This window comes from Streptomyces sp. NPDC055013 (genome assembly GCF_053608645.1).
This window is the reverse complement of record NZ_JBSGVW010000013.1, coordinates 74,770-91,952: the sequence shown is the minus strand read 5'-3', so window position 1 is coordinate 91,952 and position 17,183 is coordinate 74,770. Positions and strand designations below refer to the sequence as shown.

Below are 17,183 nucleotides of genomic sequence, written 5' to 3'. Positions count from 1 at the left end.
CCGACCGGCACTGGACATGGGCAGTCTATTCAGCAGCATTGATCACCCGGCTGAAGGGCTGCCTCCGTGAACCGAGCTCTCCCTGTCGCACAGCTCCGTGTCCCCACGGACGAGGACGCCGTCGCCTGGCACCGGATCTTCGCCCACCCGGATGTCATGGAGTTCCACGGGGGACGGGCCGCGGAGCTGTCCGTCTACGAGGAGCTCACCGCCCGCCAGCGCCGGCACGACGCCGAGCGCGGGTACTGCCTGTGGACCGTCCTCGACGAGAACGATCAGGTCATCGGCTTCACCGGCGCCCAGCCGTGGGAGCGGGAGTGGGGTCCCAGGGGCGAGATCGAGATCGGCTGGCGGCTCGGGCGGGAGCACTGGGGCAAGGGGTACGTCAGCGCGGCCGCGCAGCAGACGCTGGACCGGGTGCGGGCGGCCGGGGTGCCGGGCGTGGTGGCGATGGTCGACGCCCGCAACGAGCGGTCGATCGCGGTGACGCGGCGACTGGGGATGCGGCTCGCCGAGGTGTTCGCCACGCCGGACGCGCGGCAGAAGGGGCACTGCTACCGGCTCGATCTGTGACACCGGAACTTGTGCCACCGGAACTTGTGACACCGGAACTGCGTAGCCCGATTCCGGATCAATCACCCTGAGTAATTGACTGTTACAGAAAGGTACTTGGCGCTTCCGGACGGTACCCCGGGAGGGTTACCCTTCCAGTACCGCTGGGGGTGACATCTGTGCGCATAACACCCAAAACGCCCGAGGTGCGAGTACCGAAACTCGTCGGACTGATGGCCATGGACGCGCGCGAGGAAGCGAAGTCGCACGGCCTTCTCCTCAACGCACCGGACCGGCCGGACTTCCACCTGGTCGTCGTCGACTACGTCGTTCGCCAGTACCCCCAGCCCGGTGCCGAGGTGCCGCGGGAGTCGATGGTCTACGTCTGGTTCGACTTCGGCGAGGGTGAGGGCGGCGGAGGCGTACGCGAGCCACGCATCCCACGGCCGCCCGGTGGCGGCCTGCAGCGCGAGCTGGACGAGCCCGGGGATCCGTACCCCGTCGTCAGCTCTGCCTGAAGTCGTCAGCTCTGCCTGAAGTCGTCAGCTCTGCTTGAAGCCCCGGTGCAGGGTCACGATCCCGCCCGTCAGGTTCCGCCAGGCGACCTTCGACCAGCCGGCCTTGCGCAGCCGCTCGGCGAGGGCGGGCTGGTCGGGCCAGGCGCGGATGGACTCGGCGAGGTAGACGTAGGCGTCGGGGTTCGAGGACACCGTGCGCGCGACCGGGGGCAGGGCGCGCATCAGGTACTCGGTGTAGACGGTGCGCAGGGGCGCCCAGGTCGGGTGCGAGAACTCGCAGATCACGACCCTGCCTCCGGGCCGCGTCACCCGGTACATCTCGCGCAGGGCGGTGTCGAAGTCCTGGACGTTGCGCAGCCCGAAGGAGATCGTCACGGCGTCGAAGGTGTCGTCCTTGAACGGCAGCTTCGTCGCGTCGCCCGCCGTGAAGGGAAGCCAGGTGTGCTTGCGCTTGCCGACCTGGAGCATCCCGAGGGAGAAGTCGCAGGGGACGACGTACGCGCCGGTCTGCGCGAACGGCAGCGAGGAGGTGGCCGTACCGGCGGCCAGGTCCAGGATCTTCTGCGCCGGGCGGGCGTCGACGGCCTTGGCGACCTCCTTGCGCCATCTGCGGTCCTGGCCGAGCGACAGCACGTCGTTGGTCAGGTCGTACCGTTCCGCCACGTTGTCGAACATCGAAGCGACTTCGTGCGGCTGCTTGTCCAGGGATGCGCGGGTCACGGGCCCATTGTGGCAGTACGGCCGCACGCACTCCGTGGCAGTACCGCCTCAGGGGAGCAGCTTCGGCTTCTTCTTCCCGGCCACGTCCTCCACCCAGCCGCACAGCAGCACGAACACCGCGATCAGGATCCAGCCGATGCCGAACATGAACCACTGGCTCTCCAGCGGCAGGTACCTCTCGAACGCGGGCACGTTCCAGAACCGGTCGATCAGCGGGACGGCGAGGATCAGGGCGATCTCGTGCCAGAGATAGATCGTCACGGCACGGGCGTTGAAGACCGTGACGAGGCGGTCGAGGGGGCGGACGCGGGTCAGCCGGGCGAAGTCGATGCGGAAGTACTCCTTCGCGTACATCAGCAGCGTCACATAGCCCGCCGACCAGAACGCCTGGGCGAGCGGGATGTCGTCCAGGTCGTACGAGCCCGTCTCGGCCTGGTGCGTGAAGGCGTACCAGCCGCCGTACGCGATCGCCGCGAGCGAGAGGCCGGCGACGGCGAGCGGCTTGAGGCGGCGCAGGACGCCGTCGCGGTGCGCGAAGCCGAGGATCCAGCAGAAGAGGAACGTGGCGAGGTCGGTGAGGGCGCTGCCGAACCGGTTGTCCGGGGGCTCCCACAGGAAGTGGACGACGAGGATCGGTGCCAGGGACAGGAGCAGGACGAGCACCGGGGCCAGGCGGAAGACGCGCAGCAGGAGCGGCGAGAGCAGGACGAACCAGAGGTACGTCCGCAGGTACCAGAGGATCTCCCAGGCCTGCTCGGCCCACGCGTTGCCCGGCGGGTCGCCGAGCGGGACGATCCAGTAGACGATCTGCCAGCCCGGCATCCAGTCGTGGATCAGCATCGCCACGACCACGAAGACGCCCCAGAACCAGAAGGGCGGCAGGAGTCGCCGCATCCGGCCGCGGACCACCTTGAGCGCCGGGCGCTCCAGTGACTTCGCCATCAGGGTGCCGGCCAGGGCGAACATGACTCCCATCGAGGGGAAGACCATGCCCGCCCAGGCCCAGCCGAAGGTGTGATAGGTGACGACGCGGACGAGGGCGACGGCTCGGAGGGTGTCGAAGTAGCGGTCCCTGGCCGGGGGCTTGGGCCGCGGATCCGGGCCTGTGTCCCCGGCGTCCGTGGCAGCGGCAACCGGCGCGTCGAGCGCCCCTCTCCTGTGCGCCCCCACCTCAGCTCACCCCCGCCGGAGTTCCGACCTCGCCGGTGCGCTTCAGTTTCTGCCAGCGCAGGCGGCCGCCCGTCATGGCGGTGATGCAGGAGTGGATGAGGACCAGGTACATCATCTGCCGGTAGGCGAGTTGCTGGAGGGGCATCATCAGCAGGTAGCGGTACTTCTCGCGGTCCAGGCGGAAGGCGTACGCGGCGCAGACCAGCTGCACGGCGAGCACCGCCAGCCAGGCCAGCAGGGCCGCCTTGAAGTCGACGAAGATCATCGAGTAGACGGTGAAGACGTCGATGAGCGGCGCGAAGACCGGCGTGACGATCTGGAAGATGACCACAAGAGGCATGCCGACCCGGCCGAAGCGACCCGAAGGACCCTTGTCCGTCAGGGACTTGCGGTGCTTCCACAGCGCCTGCATGGTGCCGTAGGACCAGCGGTAGCGCTGCGACCACAGCTGCTTCAGGGAGCCCGGCGCCTCGGTCCACGCGCGTGCGTGCTCCTCGTAGACGACCCGTCGGCCCGCGCGGTGCATGGCGATGGTGATGTCCGTGTCCTCGGCGAGCGTGTCCTCGCTCATGCCGCCGACCTCCAGCACCGCCTCCCGCCGGAAGGCGCCGATCGCGCCGGGGATGGTGGGCATGCAGCGCAGCAGGTCGTACATACGGCGGTCGAGGTTGAAGCCCATCACGTACTCGATGTGCTGCCAGGCGCCGATGACGGTGTTGCGGTTGCCGACCTTGGCGTTGCCGGCGACCGCGCCGACCTCGGGGTCGGCGAAGGGCTGCACCAGCCGGCGTACGGTGTCCGGCTCGAAGACCGTGTCACCGTCCATCATCACGACGATGTCGTGACTGGCGCTGCGCACACCGTTGTTCAGCGCCGCCGGCTTGCCCGCGTTCTCCTGGCGGATGACGCGGACGTTGGTCATGCCGAGTTCGCGGGCCGCGTTCCGGGCGATCTCGGAGGTGCCGTCCGTCGAGCCGTCGTCCACCACGATGATCTCGATCGGATGGGTGCTCCTCGCCAGCGACCCCAGGGTGTTGGCGATGCACTCCTTCTCGTTGTACGCCGGGACGATCACGCTCACCGGCCGATGGACAGCAGGCCCCCAGCTGAACCGGCGTCTGTTGCGCTGCCGGTAGTGGCGGCGGGCGAGGATCAGCATCAAGCCGAACCGGCCCATGACGGCGACGCCGACGACGAGGAGGCCGACCGACAGCACCGGCACCGTCCATTCGGCGACGGCCACGGCCCCGATCAGGGCCTTGCCCTCGTACAGCGTCGTGCCGGTGGCCTCGCGGTGGGCGGCCTGGAGGCTCGAAGCCCCCGCACCGGCCTGCCCGTCCGGCCCCTGCAGGGCCGCCTGACCATCCATCTGCTGCCTACCGGTCTGAGCGCCACCCGCCTGGACACCACCGGCCGCCGCCTGCCGGCCGCTCGCCGACTCCTCCTCCTGAACGGCGCCGCTGATCGTCGTGAAGGTGTAGCCCTTCGCCTTCATCTTCTCGATGTACGTCGGCAGCGCCTTGATCGTCTGTGACCGCTCGCCGCCCGCGTCGTGGAACAGGACGGACGCGCCCTCCTCGTCGTCCGGCGTCGCCCACTTGATGATCTTCGAGACGCCGGGTCGCTTCCAGTCGTCGCTGTCGGTGTCGACGAAGACGCTGGTGTAGCCCTGCTCGCCGAGCTTCTTGTAGACGGGCCAGCTGTAGTTGTCGATGGCGTCCGTCTCCGAGGAGTACGGCGCCCGGAACAGCGTGGTCGTGATGCCGACCGCGCCCGCGAGGGCCAGCTGGGTCTGCTGCATCTCGCGGTTGACGCGGGCGTCGCTCTGGTAGGAGAGGTCGACGTGGGTGAAGGTGTGGATGCCCACCTCGTTGCCCTGCTCGACCATGTCCGCGACGATCCCCGGGTAGCGCGAGACCATTGAGCCGACCAGGAAGAACGTCGCGGGGATGTCGTACTTCTTCAGGATCGCCAGCACTTGGGGCGTCCAGGTGGGGTTCGGACCGTCGTCGAAGGTGAGCGCGATCGTCTTGTCCGGGACGGAGACGGTGGTGGCCTGACCGCCCCGGAAGGTGAGGATCGGCCCGCCGTCGAGGACCTTGTCGGGGACCTTGCTGGAGCTGGCCCCGGTGCGCACGCGCTGGTCGCCGCCGACCTCGGCGCGCAGATAGCCGTCGAGCAGCATGACGCTGGTCAGCGCGAGCAGGAGCAGTCCGGCGAGGATGACGCGCGGTTTCTGCAGCGCCGCGGCCCTGCCCGCGGCCCGCTGGATCCGGGTGGGGGCGCGGCGGCGGCCGCGTGAGGGAGTCGTCGTAGTCATGGGTGTGGGTGCGTTCCGGTCAGTCGGCGGCGGCCGGGGAGGCGGACACGGTCGGGGCGGCGCTGGGCGGTTCGCCGGTCGCGGTGCCCGTCGGGGGCGTACCGGAGGGCTTCGCGGGCGGGGTGCCGGTCCCGCCCTGCGGCTGGCCGCCGCCGGGACCGGAGTTCGGGGCACCGGCAGGGCCGCCGCCCCCGAAGGGCAGCAGCTGGGACGGCGTGAGTGAGGTGCCGACGTCCATGAAGGCCATGCCCAGGACGACCGCGTACCCGAGGCAGCCGACGCCGACCAGGAGGCCGAGGCGACGCAGCAGCCTGGAGCGACGTCCGGAGTTGTCAACGAACACGGGCCCGTCGGCGGACCCGTTGCCGCGTTTGCGGCGGCGACCGCGGGCGTCACCGCGCCGGGGGACGTCCGCGCGGTTTTCGATGGCAGGCTCGGAATGCATTCCCCGGAGATTACGGAGGCTTTATGTGCCGCAAACTCGCTCTCCATGTGAGGCACATATGAGAAACGCCGTGACCTGTACGTTCCCTGAGAGTTTTCGGCAACGGCCCCGCGGGGATGAGAGATTTCCAGCATGCAAACGTACTCAGGGAAAACGGCGGCCGGACTCACCTGCCTGCTCGCGCTGACCGCGGGGTGCTCCGCGGGCTCCGGCGGTACGGCGGACGCGGCGCCGCCGAACCCCCGGCGGGCCGGCACCTCGTCCTCCGCAACGGCCTCCCCCGCGGCCTCCGGAACGGCCGCCGCGAGCACGTCGTACGCCCCCTACGTGAGCGCCACCGAAGCCTCCGAGAACGACTCCGCCGGCTCCCCGGCGACGTACAACCTGGCTTTCGTCATCTCGGACGGCAGCAACTGCACCCCGAAATGGAACGGCACCACCGCCATTTCCGACTCGGCCGTCAAGTCCCGTATCTCGAAACTCAAACAGAACGGCGCCACCGTCCGGGTCTCCTTCGGCGGCGCCTCCGGCAAGGAAATGGCGGCGAGTTGCGACAGCGCGTCCGAGCTGGCGGCGGCGTACGGGAAGGCACTGGACGCGGCGGGTGCCACCCGGGCCGACTTCGACATCGAGGGCGACGAGCTGACCGACTCGGACTCGGTGGACCTTCGTTCGGAGGCGATCGCCCTGCTGCAGCAGGAGCGCGGCGACCTCCGCGTGTCCTTCACGCTGCCCGTGATGCCTTCCGGCCTCGACGACGACAGCGTGGCGCTGCTGGAGTCGGCCAACCAGCACGACGTACAGGTCTCCACCGTCAACCTCATGACGATGAACTACGGCGAGTCGTACACCGGCGACATGGGCGCCTACGCCCTCACCTCCGCCAAGGCCGCCCACACACAGCTCAAGGAGCTCTTCGGCACGTCCGACGCGACCGCCTGGCGGGCCATGGCGCTCACCTCGATGCTCGGCGTCAACGACGTCGACAACGAGATGTTCACGCTCGACGACGCGGCCCAGGTGCGGAAGTTCGCCGAGGAGAAGGGGATCGGGTGGGTGTCGATGTGGGCGACGTTCCGGGACCGGCAGTGTGCCGACGGGTCGGCCACGGATGACGCGCTGACGAACTGCAGCGGCGTCGACCAGGACGACGGGGCGTTCGCGGCGGCGTTCGCGGGCTGATCAGCGTCGTCGGTGCACCAGGCGCCCCGCGCAGACCGTCGCGATGCAGGCGCCGGTCTCGTCGAGTACGGCGAGGTCGGCGCGGCCGGTCTGCCTGATGGCGGTCGGCTGGACGCGCGGGAGGACCACGACGTCGTTCCGCTCGGCCGCGGCCCGCAGTTCGGGAGAGTCGACGTATTCCTCCAGGACCGCCACCGCGCCGAGTTTCAGCACCGCGTGGACACACTCACGTGGCGACGGGGCGTCCGGGAGCGGACCTTCGTGGATGCGCGCGGGGCCGAGGGTGCCGGGCCATTTGCGGACCCGGGCACCCGGGAACCTCCCGCGCAGTTCCTCGAACGTCCCCACAGCGCCGATCCGGTCCCGCCCCACCACGACGGCACCGCCCACGATCGGCTCCGAGTCCCAGCTGATCCGGACCTCGTCGGCTGTATGAATGGTCTCCAACTTGCCCTCGGATCAGCTCAGTTGGACGCGAGGATCTTCAGCTCGGGATGCGCCGTGCCGCCCGCGATCGCCGTGGACGAGATGTGCGAGGCAACCCGCTCGTCGACGGGGTCGTTCGCCGGGTCGTCGTGCACGACGAGGTGCTCGTACGTGGTCGCCCGCTGGGCCGGAACCCGCCCCGACTTGCGGATCAGGTCGATGATCTCCATCCGGTTGGAGCGGTGCTTGGCACCGGCGGAGGAGACGACGTTCTCCTCCAGCATGATCGAGCCCAGGTCGTCGGCGCCGTAGTGCAGCGACAGCTGGCCGACCTCCTTGCCGGTGGTCAGCCAGGAGCCCTGGATGTGGGCGATGTTGTCCATGAACAGCCGCCCGATGGCGATCATCCGCAGGTACTCGAAGATCGTGGCCTGCGTACGGCCCTTCAGGTGGTTGTTCTCGGGCTGGTAGGTGTACGGGATGAAGGCCCGGAAGCCGCCCGTGCGGTCCTGGACGTCACGGATCATCCGCAGGTGCTCGATGCGCTCGGCGTTCGTCTCGCCCGTGCCCATCAGCATGGTCGACGTGGACTCGACGCCCAGCCGGTGCGCGGCCTCCATGATCTCCAGCCAGCGCTCACCGCTCTCCTTCAGCGGGGCGATGGCCTTGCGCGGCCGCGCGGGCAGCAGCTCGGCACCGGCGCCGGCGAAGGAGTCGAGGCCGGCCTCGTGGATGCGGGTGATGGCCTCTTCGATGCTCACCTTGGAGATCCGGGCCATGTGCTCGACCTCGCTCGCCCCCAGGCTGTGGATGACGAGCTGCGGGAACTCCTTCTTGATGGCCGCGAAGTGCTTCTCGTAGTACTCCACGCCGTAGTCCGGGTGGTGACCGCCCTGGAACATGATCTGCGTACCGCCGAGTTCGACGGTCTCGGCGCAGCGCCGCAGAATGTCGTCGAGATCGCGGGTCCAGCCCTTGGCCTTGTCCTTGGGAGCCGCGTAGAAGGCGCAGAACTTGCACGCCGTGACGCACACGTTCGTGTAGTTGATGTTGCGCTCGATGATGTACGTCGCGATGTGCTCGGTCCCCGCGTACCTGCGGCGGCGTACGGCGTCGGCGGCGGCGCCCAGCGCGTGCAGCGGGGCGTCGCGGTAGAGGTCGAGCGCCTCCTCTGGGGTGATCCGCCCGCCCGCTGCGGCACGGTCGAGCACAGACTGGAGGTCGGCCTTCTCGGTCACCTGGGCGTCCCTTTCGTCAAGCAGTTGGGCGGACCGAACCAGCGTACGCCAGGCGTTTGGGGCGAAGGACGTCAGGCCGTCCCGGGCTCGACCGCGCCCTCGTCAGGCCGCGTACGCCCCGATCAGCAGTCCCACGAGCGCCCCGCCGAGCAGGAACGGCCCGAACGGGATCGCCGTCCTGCGCCCGGCCCGCCGCAGGACGACCAGCGCACCGCCGTACAGAGCACCGAACAGGAACCCGGCGAAGGTGCCGAGCATGACCGTCGGCCAGCCGTACCACCCCAGCACCGCCCCCACTCCGAGCGCGAGCTTCACATCGCCGAAGCCCATGCCACCGGGGTTGATGAGCCACAGCACGAAGTAGCCGGCGCCGAGCGCGAGGGCGGCCCACAGGGCGGTCGGCCAGTCGCCGGCGTGCTCGGGGACGAGGGCGACCAGGCCGAGCAGCAGCAGCGCGGCGGCCGCGAGCGGCAGGGTCAGGACGTCGGGCAGCCGCCGCACCCTCAGGTCGACGGCCGTGAGCAGCACGCCGACGGGCGCCAGCAGCAGCCAGACGCCCAGCTCGGGCCGGGTGTCGGTGGCGGCGGCGAGGGCGGCGCAGACGAGGGCGGTGACGGTGGCCATGAGGGCCGTACCGGGCCCGTACGACGGAGCGTCGGTGCACTCGCGGCACCGAGCCCACCCGATCCAGCCCCCGATCGGGTGCCCGCCCGGGCACCGCTCCCGCCACTCCTGCTCCTCCGTGACGGAGAAGCGGTGGGCGGGCCGGGGCAGCAGCGTGCCCGCCGCGGCACCCCAGAGTGCGGCCACGACGACCAGGACGAGCGTGCTCACCCCCACGTGTTCAGCCCTGCTCGACCTTCGACAGCCGCGCCTCGGGCTTGCCCTCCGCGTCGCTCTCCGAGCGGAACACCAGATCGTCGCCCGCCGGGGAGATCCGGACGGTGTGCGGTGCCGGGTTGCAGCCGCCGTGGTTGGTCTTCCTGCCCACGGACGTGACGACGAGCTCCTTCGCCGTCACCTTCTTCAGGGTCAGTACGTCGTTGCAGACGAGGCCGAGCAGGTCCGTCTGCCGGAGTGTGCCCAACTCCTCGCCCACGTCGGCCTTGTGCACGGTGAGCCGGTAGGTCCCCGACGGCAGGGCGCCGTCCAGGGCGGTGGCCTGGCCCTCCCAGGTGCCGAGATAGCGGGCGGGCACGGAGCCCTCGCCTTTGGTGGGGGCGCTCTTGCCCGGCGAGGCGGACGAGGCGGCGTCGGAACCCGCGTTGTAGTCCTGGTCGCCGCCCGGCAACAGGTCGAACACGACCACGGAGCCCACCGTCACCGCGGCCAACGCCCCCGCCACCGCGAGCGCGACGGTGCAGCTCAGCCTCCGGCCACGGCCGCCCTCCCCCGGCGCCGAGGCCGCCGCGACGGAGAGGGAGAGCTTGCCGGGGCGGCTGTCGGAGGCCGGGGTCGCGTCCTGCGGTGGGGCATCGCGAGGCTCGGGGACGGCGGCGGGCGGCATGGACACGCCCGCTCCCGCCGGCCCCGGCATGACCGGCGGCGGCCCGAACTCCCCCACCGTCGCCTGCCGGCTGAAGCCCACCGGCCCCGACGCGACGTCGTCTCCCGGCCGGCCGGTCTCTCCCGGCTCCCCCGCCTCCAGGTTCAGCAGCCGCACGGCACTCCGGCTGACCTGCTCGACCAGCCCGCCCGGCAGCCATCCGCCCGTCACCAGACGGGCCGCCCCGTCCGGAGCCAGTCGCCGGGCCACCTCACCCGGCGTGGGCCGGGCACCCGGCTCCTTCGCCAGACAGGCCTCCACCAGCTCCCGCACCTCGCCGTCCAGCGGGCCGAGTTCGGGCTCCTCGTGCACGACCTTGTAGAGCAGCGCCGCCGACGAGTCCCCGGCGAACGGGGGTGCCCCGGTCGCCGCGTACGCCACTACCGCGCCCAGCGAGAAGACGTCCGCCGCCCCCGTGGCGCCCTTGCCCACGATCTGTTCGGGCGACATGTATCCGGGGGAACCGATCGAGACGCCGGTGGACGTCAGCGACGCCGTGCCGTCCATGGCCCTCGCGATGCCGAAGTCGATCAGCAGGGGGCCGTCCAGTGTCAGCAGGACGTTCGACGGCTTCACGTCCCGGTGCACCAGCCCCAGTTCGTGCACGGCCGCCAACGCCTCGGCCAGCCCGGCCCCCAGCGCCCGTACCGAATGCGCGGGCAGCGCGCCCGAGTCCGCGACCGCGGCCGACAGCGACGGACCCGCCGCATAGGCCGTGGCCACCCACGGCACCGCCGCCTGCGGATCCGCGTCCAGCACGGGAGCCGTCCACGCACCGCCCACCCGCCGCGCCGCGTCCACCTCCCGGCGGAAGCGGGCACGGAACTCCTCGTCCAGCGCGAAGTGCGGATGCACGATCTTGACAGCGACCGTACGGCCGCCCGTGCTGCGGCCGAGATACACCCTCCCCATGCCACCGGAGCCGAGCCGGCCGAGCAGCCGGTACGGCCCGACGGCCGTGGGCTCGTCAACTCCGAGCGGCTGCATCGGCGTCCACCCCTCCCCCGTACGGCCCATTGCGCCCTTGGAACTTCCAGCAGATTAATGCGCGCGGACCCTGCCTCTTACGGCTGAAGCAGATCCACCTTCACATCCGCCGCGAAGCCCGTCGTCGGTCCCACCCGCCGTGCGAACTCCGCGACCGCCTCCAGCTGCGGGCCGCCGAATCGGAAGTCGAGGGTCGTGAAGTACCGCTCCAGGACCTGCTCGTCGAAGGCCTCCCAGCGGGCCGCCTGCTCGGCGACCTTGCCGACCTCGTCCAGGGAGAGGTTGCGGGAGGACAGGAATGCCTCGTGGACCTGGCGGGTGATGGCCGGCTCGCGCTCCAGATAGTCCCGGCGCGCCGCCCAGACCGCGAAGACGAAGGGCAGGCCGGTCCACTCCTTCCAGAGCGTGCCGAGGTCGTGCACCTCGAGGCCGTAGCGCGGGCCGTCGAGGAGGTTGGCCCGCAGCGCCGCGTCTCCGATGAGTACGGCCGCCTCCGCCTCCTGCATCATCAGGCTGAGGTCGGGCGGGCACGTGTAGTAGGCGGGCTGCACGCCGTAGCGCTCGGCGAGCAGCAGCTGGGCCAGCCGGACCGAGGTGCGCGATGTCGAGCCGAGGGCGACCCGGGCGCCGTCCAGCCGGTCCAGCGGGACCTGCGAGACGATCACGCAGGACATCACCGGGCCGTCGCAGCCGACCGCGATGTCGGGGAAGGCGACCAGGTCGTCGGCGTTGCGCAGGAACTCCACGAGGGTGATCGGCCCGATGTCGAGGTCGCCCCGCACCAGCTGCTCGCTGAGCTTCTCGGGAGTGTCCTTGGTCAGCTCGAAGTCGAGGAGCGTGCCCGTTCTCGCAAGCCCCCAGTACAGGGGCAGGCAGTTCAGGAACTGAATGTGGCCTACGCGCGGCCTGGTGCGAGAATTGTCCACATCGCGAGACTAGACCCCATGGGGTAGCGTGCACCCTTCAGGGTGGCGACTCCCCGATGACACTCAGATCACCGACGCCCCCGTCAACCCCGACACGTGAGTTCAAACGTCCGGGTGACGTGATCTTGACCTCTATTGCTTTCGGCTGCCTGCGTGCTAGGCTCGCCGCAAGTTGCAGTTTGGTTTCCCTTGCAGTACAGAGCCTGCGGAGCATGTGACCGCGGGCTCTCGTCGTTTTCAGACGTATGCAGTTGTGCGGCATTTTGTTTTCACACTTGCAGGGTTCTGGAGCAGGGCAACCCTTTGGGCCCAAGGAGGGCTTATGGCTACCGGAACCGTGAAGTGGTTCAACGCCGAAAAGGGCTTTGGCTTCATCGCCCAGGAAGGCGGCGGCCCCGACGTCTTCGTTCACTACTCCGCGATCAATGCGAGCGGCTTCCGTTCGCTGGAGGAGAACCAGCAGGTCTCCTTCGACGTGACCCAGGGCCCGAAGGGCCCGCAGGCGGAGAACGTCACCCCCGTCTGATCAGTTCGATCAGTCTGATCATTCGGTCTCGGAGCCTGGTGCTTTGATCCGGAACAGATAGCAGTACCCAAGGAGCCCCGTGCCGCAAGGCAGCGGGGCTCCTGCCTTTTCCGCCCCGGCCGGAGGCTAGATGTGCTGCATGACCAGCACGAACGTCGTCCCGGGGGCGAGCGCCTCGTACGAGTGGGGCACATCCCCGCGATAGGACATGTAGTCGCCGGGCTCCAGCTCGGCCTCGTCCCCCCGCGGCCCCGCCTTCACCCGCCCCGTGCTCACGATCAGGTGCTCCACCGACCCCGGAATGTGCGGCTCCGACTCCCGGGCCGGGCCGGGTTCCGCGCGCAGGTGATAGATGTCCCGGCGAGCGCCGGGCGGACTGGCGGAGAGCAGCGTCGCCACGTAGTCCGCCCGCTCGGAGGCGACCGTGGGCCCCTCCCCCGCCCGGATCACCTGGACCGCCGGCGACGGCGGCTCCACCAGCACGCTGAACGGCACACCGAGCGCGACCCCCAGCGCCCACAGCGTCTCCACGCTGGGATTCCCCCCACCGGTCTCCAGCTGGGAGAGCGTGGACTTCGCGATACCTGCCCGCTTGGCCAGCTCGGACAGGGACAGCCCGGCCCGGGTGCGCTCGCGCCGCAGCGAGGCGGCGATCCACGTCAGGGGCTCGCTCATCGGTTCACTTCCTGTCGTTCGCTGCACCGGTCCACTCGTTCGCCTTGACGAACGGTTGCCCGTTTGTTCATTCTGGAAAACATGCGTTCGCTACTCCGAACACCGATGATGTCACCTCTTCCGGCGCCCGTGATGACAGCCCTGGTGCGCGACAGCGCCCTCATCTGGCTGGCCGGCGGTGTCGTGGGCGTCTCCTTCGGCGCGATCTCGGTGGCCGGCGGGCTGCCGGTGTGGGTGCCGGTGGTGATGTCACTGGTCGTCTACGCGGGCTCGGCCCAGTTCAGCGCGGTCGGCGTGCTGCTGGCCGGGGGCGGGCCGTTCGCCGCGGCGGCCACCGGGCTGTTCCTCAACACCCGCACGGCCGCCTTCAGCCTGGCCGTGGCGGACGTCCTCGGCCGGGGCCGCCTCGCCCGCCTCCTCGGCGCCCACCTCGTCAGCGACGAGACGGTGGCCTTCACCCTCGCCCAGCCGGATCCCGTACGGCGCCGGGCGGCGTTCTGGGTGAACGGCCTCGGCCTGTTCGTCGCCTGGAACATCGGTGTCCTCGCCGGCGCGCTCGCCGGAACCGCACTGGGCGACACGGCGACATACGGCCTGGACGCCGCCTTCCCCGCCGTACTGGTCGCACTGGTCCTGCCCACCCTGCGCAAGGACTCCGCCGTACGCCGTGCCGCGCTCCTCGGCGCCGCCCTCGCCCTGGCCGCGGTACCGGTCGTCCCGGCGGGGGTGCCGGTGCTGCTGGCGCTGGCGGGACTCGTCGTGTACCGCTCATCCGGCAGGAAGGAAGGCGCGTCATGACCGGCACGACGGGAACGGTCGCCATGATCCTGGCACTGGCGGTGGGGACGTACGCCTTCCGGCTGGTCGGCCCGGCGCTGCACGGGCGGGTCGCGCTCCCCGCGCGGGTCCAGGAGCTGCTGGCCGCGGGTGCGATGGTGCTGCTCGTGGCGCTGCTGGCGACGGGGACGCTGACGGAGGGCGACGGCTTCGCGGGGTGGGCGCGACCGGCCGGGGTGCTGGTGGGCGGCGTGCTGGCGTGGCGGCGGGCGCCGTTCCCGGTGGTGGTGCTGGGGGCGGCGGTGGCCACCGCGGTGCTGCGGGCGGCGGGGGTGCCATGAGCAGGCGCCGTGGGAGAATCGCCGGGTGAACAACGGGGACGAGAACAACCACGGGGAAGACGGCGGTGCGGCCGCCGACAACAAACTGGCGATGGGCCTTTCGCTCGGCCTCTCGTTCGGCACGAGCATCGGCATCGTGCTCGGCCTGACCGTCTTCGACAACCTCGGGCTCGGGCTGGCCCTGGGGATGGGGTTGGGCATCTCCGTCGGCGCAGCGATCGGCGGTGGCCGGATGCGAACGGGGCAGGCGCAGGACGGAGCCGAGTAACAGTCGCGTTCGCTAGGGTCCCGGCCCATGACCGACTCCGACTTCCTGACGACCACGCGCACCTTCTACGACGCCATCGCCGAGGACTACGCGGACCTGTTCCGGGACGAGCTCGCGGGCAGACCCTTGGAGCGGGCGCTGCTGGGGGTGTTCGCCGAACTCGTCGAGGAGGACGGGCCGGTGGCCGATCTGGGCTGCGGGCCGGGCCGGACCACCGCCCGCCTCGCCTCACTGGGGCTGCCGGTGTTCGGGCTCGATCTGTCGGAGTCGATGCTGGCGATCGCGCGCCGCGAGAACCCGGGGCTGCGGTTCGAGCAGGGTTCGATGCTGGAGCTGGCGCTGCCGGACGGCGCTCTGGCCGGTGCGCTGTCCTTCTACTCCTCCATCCACACACCTGTGGACCGGCTCCCGGACCTCTTCGCCGAGTTCCACCGTGTGCTGGCGCCCGGCGCGCCCCTGCTCGTCGCGTTCCAGGCCGGTGACGAACACCGGCACCACGACCGGCCCTTCGGGCACCCTGTCTCGCTCACCTTCCAGCGTCGCCGCCCGGAGGACATGGCCGGCCTGCTGACGGCGGCCGGGTTCGCCCTCGTCTCCCGGACGGTCCGCGAAGCCGACCCGACGCTGGACGAGACGTCCCCGCAGGCGTTCCTGATCGCCCGCAAGCCCGGGCGCTAGAGGCTCCCGGCGATGTCCCGTGCCGCGATGTACCCGAACGTCATCGCCGGGCCGATCGTCGAGCCCGCGCCGGCGTAGCTGTGCCCCATGACGGCCGAGCTCGCGTTGCCGGCGGCGTACAGCCCCCGGATCACCGAGCCGTCCTCCCGCAGCACGCGGGCGCGGGTGTCGGTGAGGAGGCCGCCCTTGGTGCCGAGGTCGCCGGGGACGATGCGGAAGGCGTGGAACGGGGGCAGCCAGAGGGGCGCGAGGCAGGAGTTGGGCAGGACGGACGGGTCCGTGTAGTAGTGGTCGTAGGCGCTGGCGCCCCGCTTGAAGTCGGGGTCCCTGCCCTGCCTGGCCTGCGAGTTGAAGCGGTCGACCGTGGTCCGCAGGGCCGCCGCCGGGACGCCGATCGAGCGTGCGAGCGCGTCCAGGGTCCAGGCCTTGTGCGCGGCGCCCGAGCCGTACCAGTCGGCAGGCAGGGGCAGGGCCGGGAGGACGTCCTTGAAGAGGTACCGGTTCCGGTAGTTCTGGTCGACGATCAGCCAGGCCGGGATGGCCGGGCTCGTGTCGTGGACGTCGTACATCCTGTGGACGACGTCGCTGTAGGGGGCGGCCTCGTTGACGAAGCGGGCGCCGCCGGCGTTGATCAACAGGCCGCCGGGAAGGGTGCGCTCGGCAAGGCAGAAGTACGGCTGGCCGGGGAGCGGGATCGCCGGGCCCCACCAGGCGTCGTCCATGAGGCCGAGGGCGGCGCCGAGCCGGTGTCCGGCCCGGATGCCGTCGCCGGTGTTCTCCTTCGCGCCCACCGTCCAGTCCGTGCCGATGGGCTGCCGCTGGTAGTGCTCGCGCATCGCCGCGTTGTGCTCGAAACCGCCCGAGCCGACGATCACGCCACGGCGGGCCCGGACCAGGCCGGGGGCACCGTCCCGGGTGACGACCGCGCCGCTCACGGCGCCGTTCTCGACGTACAGGTCGGTGAGGGGGGTACCGAGCCAGACCGGGACCCCTGCCGACCGCAGTCCCAGGCGCAGGCCGGCCGCCAGCGACTGTCCCATGGTGAGCGGCTTCTCACCTCTCAGCGCCGCGGCCGTACCGCGCGCGAGACAGGCCGCGGCCACGGCCGCGCCCTTGACGTTCACCGCCGCCAGCGCCAGCCACTTGTAGTCGGCGCTGAAGACGACCATGCCGGGGGGCACGTCCATGTACGGCGGGTTCAGCCGCGCCAGCTCGGGGCCCAGGAGGTTGCCGTCGAGCTGGTCGGGCTCGATGGAGCGGCCGTTCGGGAGGCCGCCGGGCAGCTCGGGGTAGTAGTCGGCGTACCCCTCCATCCAGCGGAATCGCAGCGGACTGTTGGCCATGACGAAGGACAGCATCGCCGGGCCGTGTGCGAGAAAGGCCCGCTGCCGTTCGACGGGGACGTCCGGCCCGACGACGGCGGCCAGGTACTCGGCCGCCTTCGCCGACGTGTCCGGCACACCGGCCGCGAGGATCACCGAGTTGTTCGGAATCCAGATCCCGGCCCCGGACCGCGCGGCGGACCCTCCGAAAGTGGGCGCCTTCTCCACCACCACACAACTCAGCCCCTGCTTGGCGGCAGTCAGCGCGGCGGTCATGCCGGCGGCTCCGGAGCCGATGACGACGACGTCGTAGGTGCCCAGGAGGGGCAGGTCGGCGGCGTGAGCGGCGGGCTGGGCCACGGCGCCGGCCCCGAGGGCCGTGCCTGCGGCACCGGCGGCACCGGCGGCCAGTACGTGTCTTCGCGAAGGGTGCACGCTGCTGGTCATGGAAGCCGCTCCCGCCCTGGACGCCGCGTTTCTGAGGGTGTGTCAGAAATGCGAATGTGGCGCGGAAGCCCTGTGAAGTCAAGGGCGCTGCAGGAGCGTTGAAACGGCCGTACGGTCGC

Annotated in this window: 19 protein-coding genes; 8 read left to right on the top strand and 11 right to left on the bottom strand. The window is 70.6% G+C overall.

Annotated elements, in window-relative coordinates; translation table 11 throughout:
* The first annotated feature begins 66 nt into the window (after window positions 1-66).
* A complete protein-coding gene (locus ACWGDB_RS18800; RefSeq protein WP_453823444.1) occupies window positions 67-573 on the top strand; it encodes a GNAT family N-acetyltransferase in 507 nt (168 codons plus the stop codon).
* A gap of 185 nt (window positions 574-758) precedes the next feature.
* Window positions 759-1,070: a PASTA domain-containing protein gene (locus tag ACWGDB_RS18795; protein ID WP_365063776.1), complete on the top strand. Its 312-nt coding sequence runs from the start codon at window positions 759-761 to the stop codon at window positions 1,068-1,070.
* A 24-nt stretch (window positions 1,071-1,094) separates the two neighbouring features.
* Here ACWGDB_RS18795 and ACWGDB_RS18790 read toward each other — a convergent pair whose 3' ends face one another.
* From ACWGDB_RS18790 to ACWGDB_RS18775, 4 genes are read right to left on the bottom strand one after another with little or no spacing between them, the layout of a single operon-like run.
* Window positions 1,095-1,790 (bottom strand): demethylmenaquinone methyltransferase, encoded by a 696-nt coding sequence (locus ACWGDB_RS18790; protein ID WP_453823443.1) that lies wholly within the window; start codon window positions 1,788-1,790, stop codon window positions 1,095-1,097.
* 48 nt (window positions 1,791-1,838) lie between these two features.
* The gene (locus ACWGDB_RS18785; RefSeq protein ID WP_453823442.1) at window positions 1,839-2,960 is read right to left on the bottom strand and encodes an acyltransferase family protein; all 1,122 of its coding nucleotides are present in this window, start codon (window positions 2,958-2,960) and stop codon (window positions 1,839-1,841) included.
* A 1-nt stretch (window position 2,961) separates the two neighbouring features.
* The gene (locus ACWGDB_RS18780) at window positions 2,962-5,280 is read right to left on the bottom strand and encodes a bifunctional polysaccharide deacetylase/glycosyltransferase family 2 protein (protein WP_453823441.1); all 2,319 of its coding nucleotides are present in this window, start codon (window positions 5,278-5,280) and stop codon (window positions 2,962-2,964) included.
* A 19-nt stretch (window positions 5,281-5,299) separates the two neighbouring features.
* Window positions 5,300-5,725, bottom strand: a complete 426-nt coding sequence (locus tag ACWGDB_RS18775; RefSeq protein WP_453823440.1) for a hypothetical protein — start codon at window positions 5,723-5,725, stop codon at window positions 5,300-5,302.
* A gap of 132 nt (window positions 5,726-5,857) precedes the next feature.
* Between ACWGDB_RS18775 and ACWGDB_RS18770 the strand changes: the two genes are divergently transcribed.
* Window positions 5,858-6,907, top strand: coding sequence for a chitinase (locus tag ACWGDB_RS18770; RefSeq protein ID WP_453823439.1), 1,050 nt, complete (start codon window positions 5,858-5,860; stop codon window positions 6,905-6,907).
* Here the strand turns inward: ACWGDB_RS18770 and ACWGDB_RS18765 are convergent, their stop codons facing one another.
* The 5 genes from ACWGDB_RS18765 to ACWGDB_RS18745 form a co-directional block, all read right to left on the bottom strand.
* Window positions 6,908-7,354 (bottom strand): imidazolonepropionase-like domain-containing protein, encoded by a 447-nt coding sequence (locus ACWGDB_RS18765; protein ID WP_453823438.1) that lies wholly within the window; start codon window positions 7,352-7,354, stop codon window positions 6,908-6,910.
* 17 nt (window positions 7,355-7,371) lie between these two features.
* Window positions 7,372-8,571: a cyclic dehypoxanthinyl futalosine synthase gene (gene mqnC, locus ACWGDB_RS18760; protein WP_453823437.1), complete on the bottom strand. Its 1,200-nt coding sequence runs from the start codon at window positions 8,569-8,571 to the stop codon at window positions 7,372-7,374.
* Between the two features lie 102 nt (window positions 8,572-8,673).
* Complete coding sequence (locus ACWGDB_RS18755; RefSeq protein ID WP_453823436.1) at window positions 8,674-9,405, bottom strand: prepilin peptidase; 732 nt, start codon at window positions 9,403-9,405, stop codon at window positions 8,674-8,676.
* Between the two features lie 10 nt (window positions 9,406-9,415).
* A complete protein-coding gene (locus tag ACWGDB_RS18750; RefSeq protein ID WP_453823435.1) occupies window positions 9,416-11,104 on the bottom strand; it encodes a serine/threonine-protein kinase in 1,689 nt (562 codons plus the stop codon).
* A gap of 77 nt (window positions 11,105-11,181) precedes the next feature.
* The gene (locus ACWGDB_RS18745; protein WP_453823434.1) at window positions 11,182-12,030 is read right to left on the bottom strand and encodes a menaquinone biosynthetic enzyme MqnA/MqnD family protein; all 849 of its coding nucleotides are present in this window, start codon (window positions 12,028-12,030) and stop codon (window positions 11,182-11,184) included.
* A gap of 322 nt (window positions 12,031-12,352) precedes the next feature.
* Between ACWGDB_RS18745 and ACWGDB_RS18740 the strand changes: the two genes are divergently transcribed.
* Window positions 12,353-12,556: a cold-shock protein gene (locus ACWGDB_RS18740; protein ID WP_003992177.1), complete on the top strand. Its 204-nt coding sequence runs from the start codon at window positions 12,353-12,355 to the stop codon at window positions 12,554-12,556.
* Window positions 12,557-12,682: 126 nt separating this feature from the next.
* Here ACWGDB_RS18740 and ACWGDB_RS18735 read toward each other — a convergent pair whose 3' ends face one another.
* Window positions 12,683-13,231 (bottom strand): helix-turn-helix domain-containing protein, encoded by a 549-nt coding sequence (locus ACWGDB_RS18735; RefSeq protein WP_453823433.1) that lies wholly within the window; start codon window positions 13,229-13,231, stop codon window positions 12,683-12,685.
* A gap of 132 nt (window positions 13,232-13,363) precedes the next feature.
* On the opposite strand from ACWGDB_RS18735, the gene ACWGDB_RS18730 reads away from it, so the two are divergent.
* From ACWGDB_RS18730 to ACWGDB_RS18715, 4 genes are read left to right on the top strand one after another with little or no spacing between them, the layout of a single operon-like run.
* Complete coding sequence (locus tag ACWGDB_RS18730) at window positions 13,364-14,029, top strand: AzlC family ABC transporter permease (protein WP_453823432.1); 666 nt, start codon at window positions 13,364-13,366, stop codon at window positions 14,027-14,029.
* On the top strand, window positions 14,026-14,349 hold the full coding sequence (locus ACWGDB_RS18725; RefSeq protein ID WP_383630810.1) for an AzlD domain-containing protein: 324 nt from the start codon (window positions 14,026-14,028) through the stop codon (window positions 14,347-14,349). The genes ACWGDB_RS18730 and ACWGDB_RS18725 overlap by 4 nt, the downstream gene beginning before the upstream one ends.
* A gap of 25 nt (window positions 14,350-14,374) precedes the next feature.
* Window positions 14,375-14,617: a hypothetical protein gene (locus ACWGDB_RS18720; RefSeq protein WP_453823431.1), complete on the top strand. Its 243-nt coding sequence runs from the start codon at window positions 14,375-14,377 to the stop codon at window positions 14,615-14,617.
* A 27-nt stretch (window positions 14,618-14,644) separates the two neighbouring features.
* Complete coding sequence (locus ACWGDB_RS18715; RefSeq protein WP_453823430.1) at window positions 14,645-15,295, top strand: class I SAM-dependent DNA methyltransferase; 651 nt, start codon at window positions 14,645-14,647, stop codon at window positions 15,293-15,295.
* Here the strand turns inward: ACWGDB_RS18715 and kstD are convergent.
* Complete coding sequence (gene kstD, locus ACWGDB_RS18710) at window positions 15,292-17,064, bottom strand: 3-oxosteroid 1-dehydrogenase (RefSeq protein WP_453823429.1); 1,773 nt, start codon at window positions 17,062-17,064, stop codon at window positions 15,292-15,294. The two genes, ACWGDB_RS18715 and kstD, sit on opposite strands and share 4 nt — an antisense overlap.
* Window positions 17,065-17,183: the final 119 nt, after the last annotated feature.

What these genes read in the sequence shown, in the direction of transcription:
- ACWGDB_RS18725 (WP_383630810.1), top strand. Translation starts at nt 14,026, where the DNA reads ATGACCGGCACGACGGGAACGGTCGCCATGATCCTGGCACTGGCGGTG.
- kstD (WP_453823429.1), bottom strand. Translation starts at nt 17,064, where the DNA reads ATGACCAGCAGCGTGCACCCTTCGCGAAGACACGTACTGGCCGCCGGT.
- ACWGDB_RS18750 (WP_453823435.1), bottom strand. Translation starts at nt 11,104, where the DNA reads ATGCAGCCGCTCGGAGTTGACGAGCCCACGGCCGTCGGGCCGTACCGG.
- ACWGDB_RS18715 (WP_453823430.1), top strand. Translation starts at nt 14,645, where the DNA reads ATGACCGACTCCGACTTCCTGACGACCACGCGCACCTTCTACGACGCC.
- ACWGDB_RS18740 (WP_003992177.1), top strand. Translation starts at nt 12,353, where the DNA reads ATGGCTACCGGAACCGTGAAGTGGTTCAACGCCGAAAAGGGCTTTGGC.
- ACWGDB_RS18780 (WP_453823441.1), bottom strand. Translation starts at nt 5,280, where the DNA reads ATGACTACGACGACTCCCTCACGCGGCCGCCGCCGCGCCCCCACCCGG.
- ACWGDB_RS18770 (WP_453823439.1), top strand. Translation starts at nt 5,858, where the DNA reads ATGCAAACGTACTCAGGGAAAACGGCGGCCGGACTCACCTGCCTGCTC.
- ACWGDB_RS18730 (WP_453823432.1), top strand. Translation starts at nt 13,364, where the DNA reads ATGACAGCCCTGGTGCGCGACAGCGCCCTCATCTGGCTGGCCGGCGGT.
- ACWGDB_RS18775 (WP_453823440.1), bottom strand. Translation starts at nt 5,725, where the DNA reads ATGCATTCCGAGCCTGCCATCGAAAACCGCGCGGACGTCCCCCGGCGC.
- ACWGDB_RS18735 (WP_453823433.1), bottom strand. Translation starts at nt 13,231, where the DNA reads ATGAGCGAGCCCCTGACGTGGATCGCCGCCTCGCTGCGGCGCGAGCGC.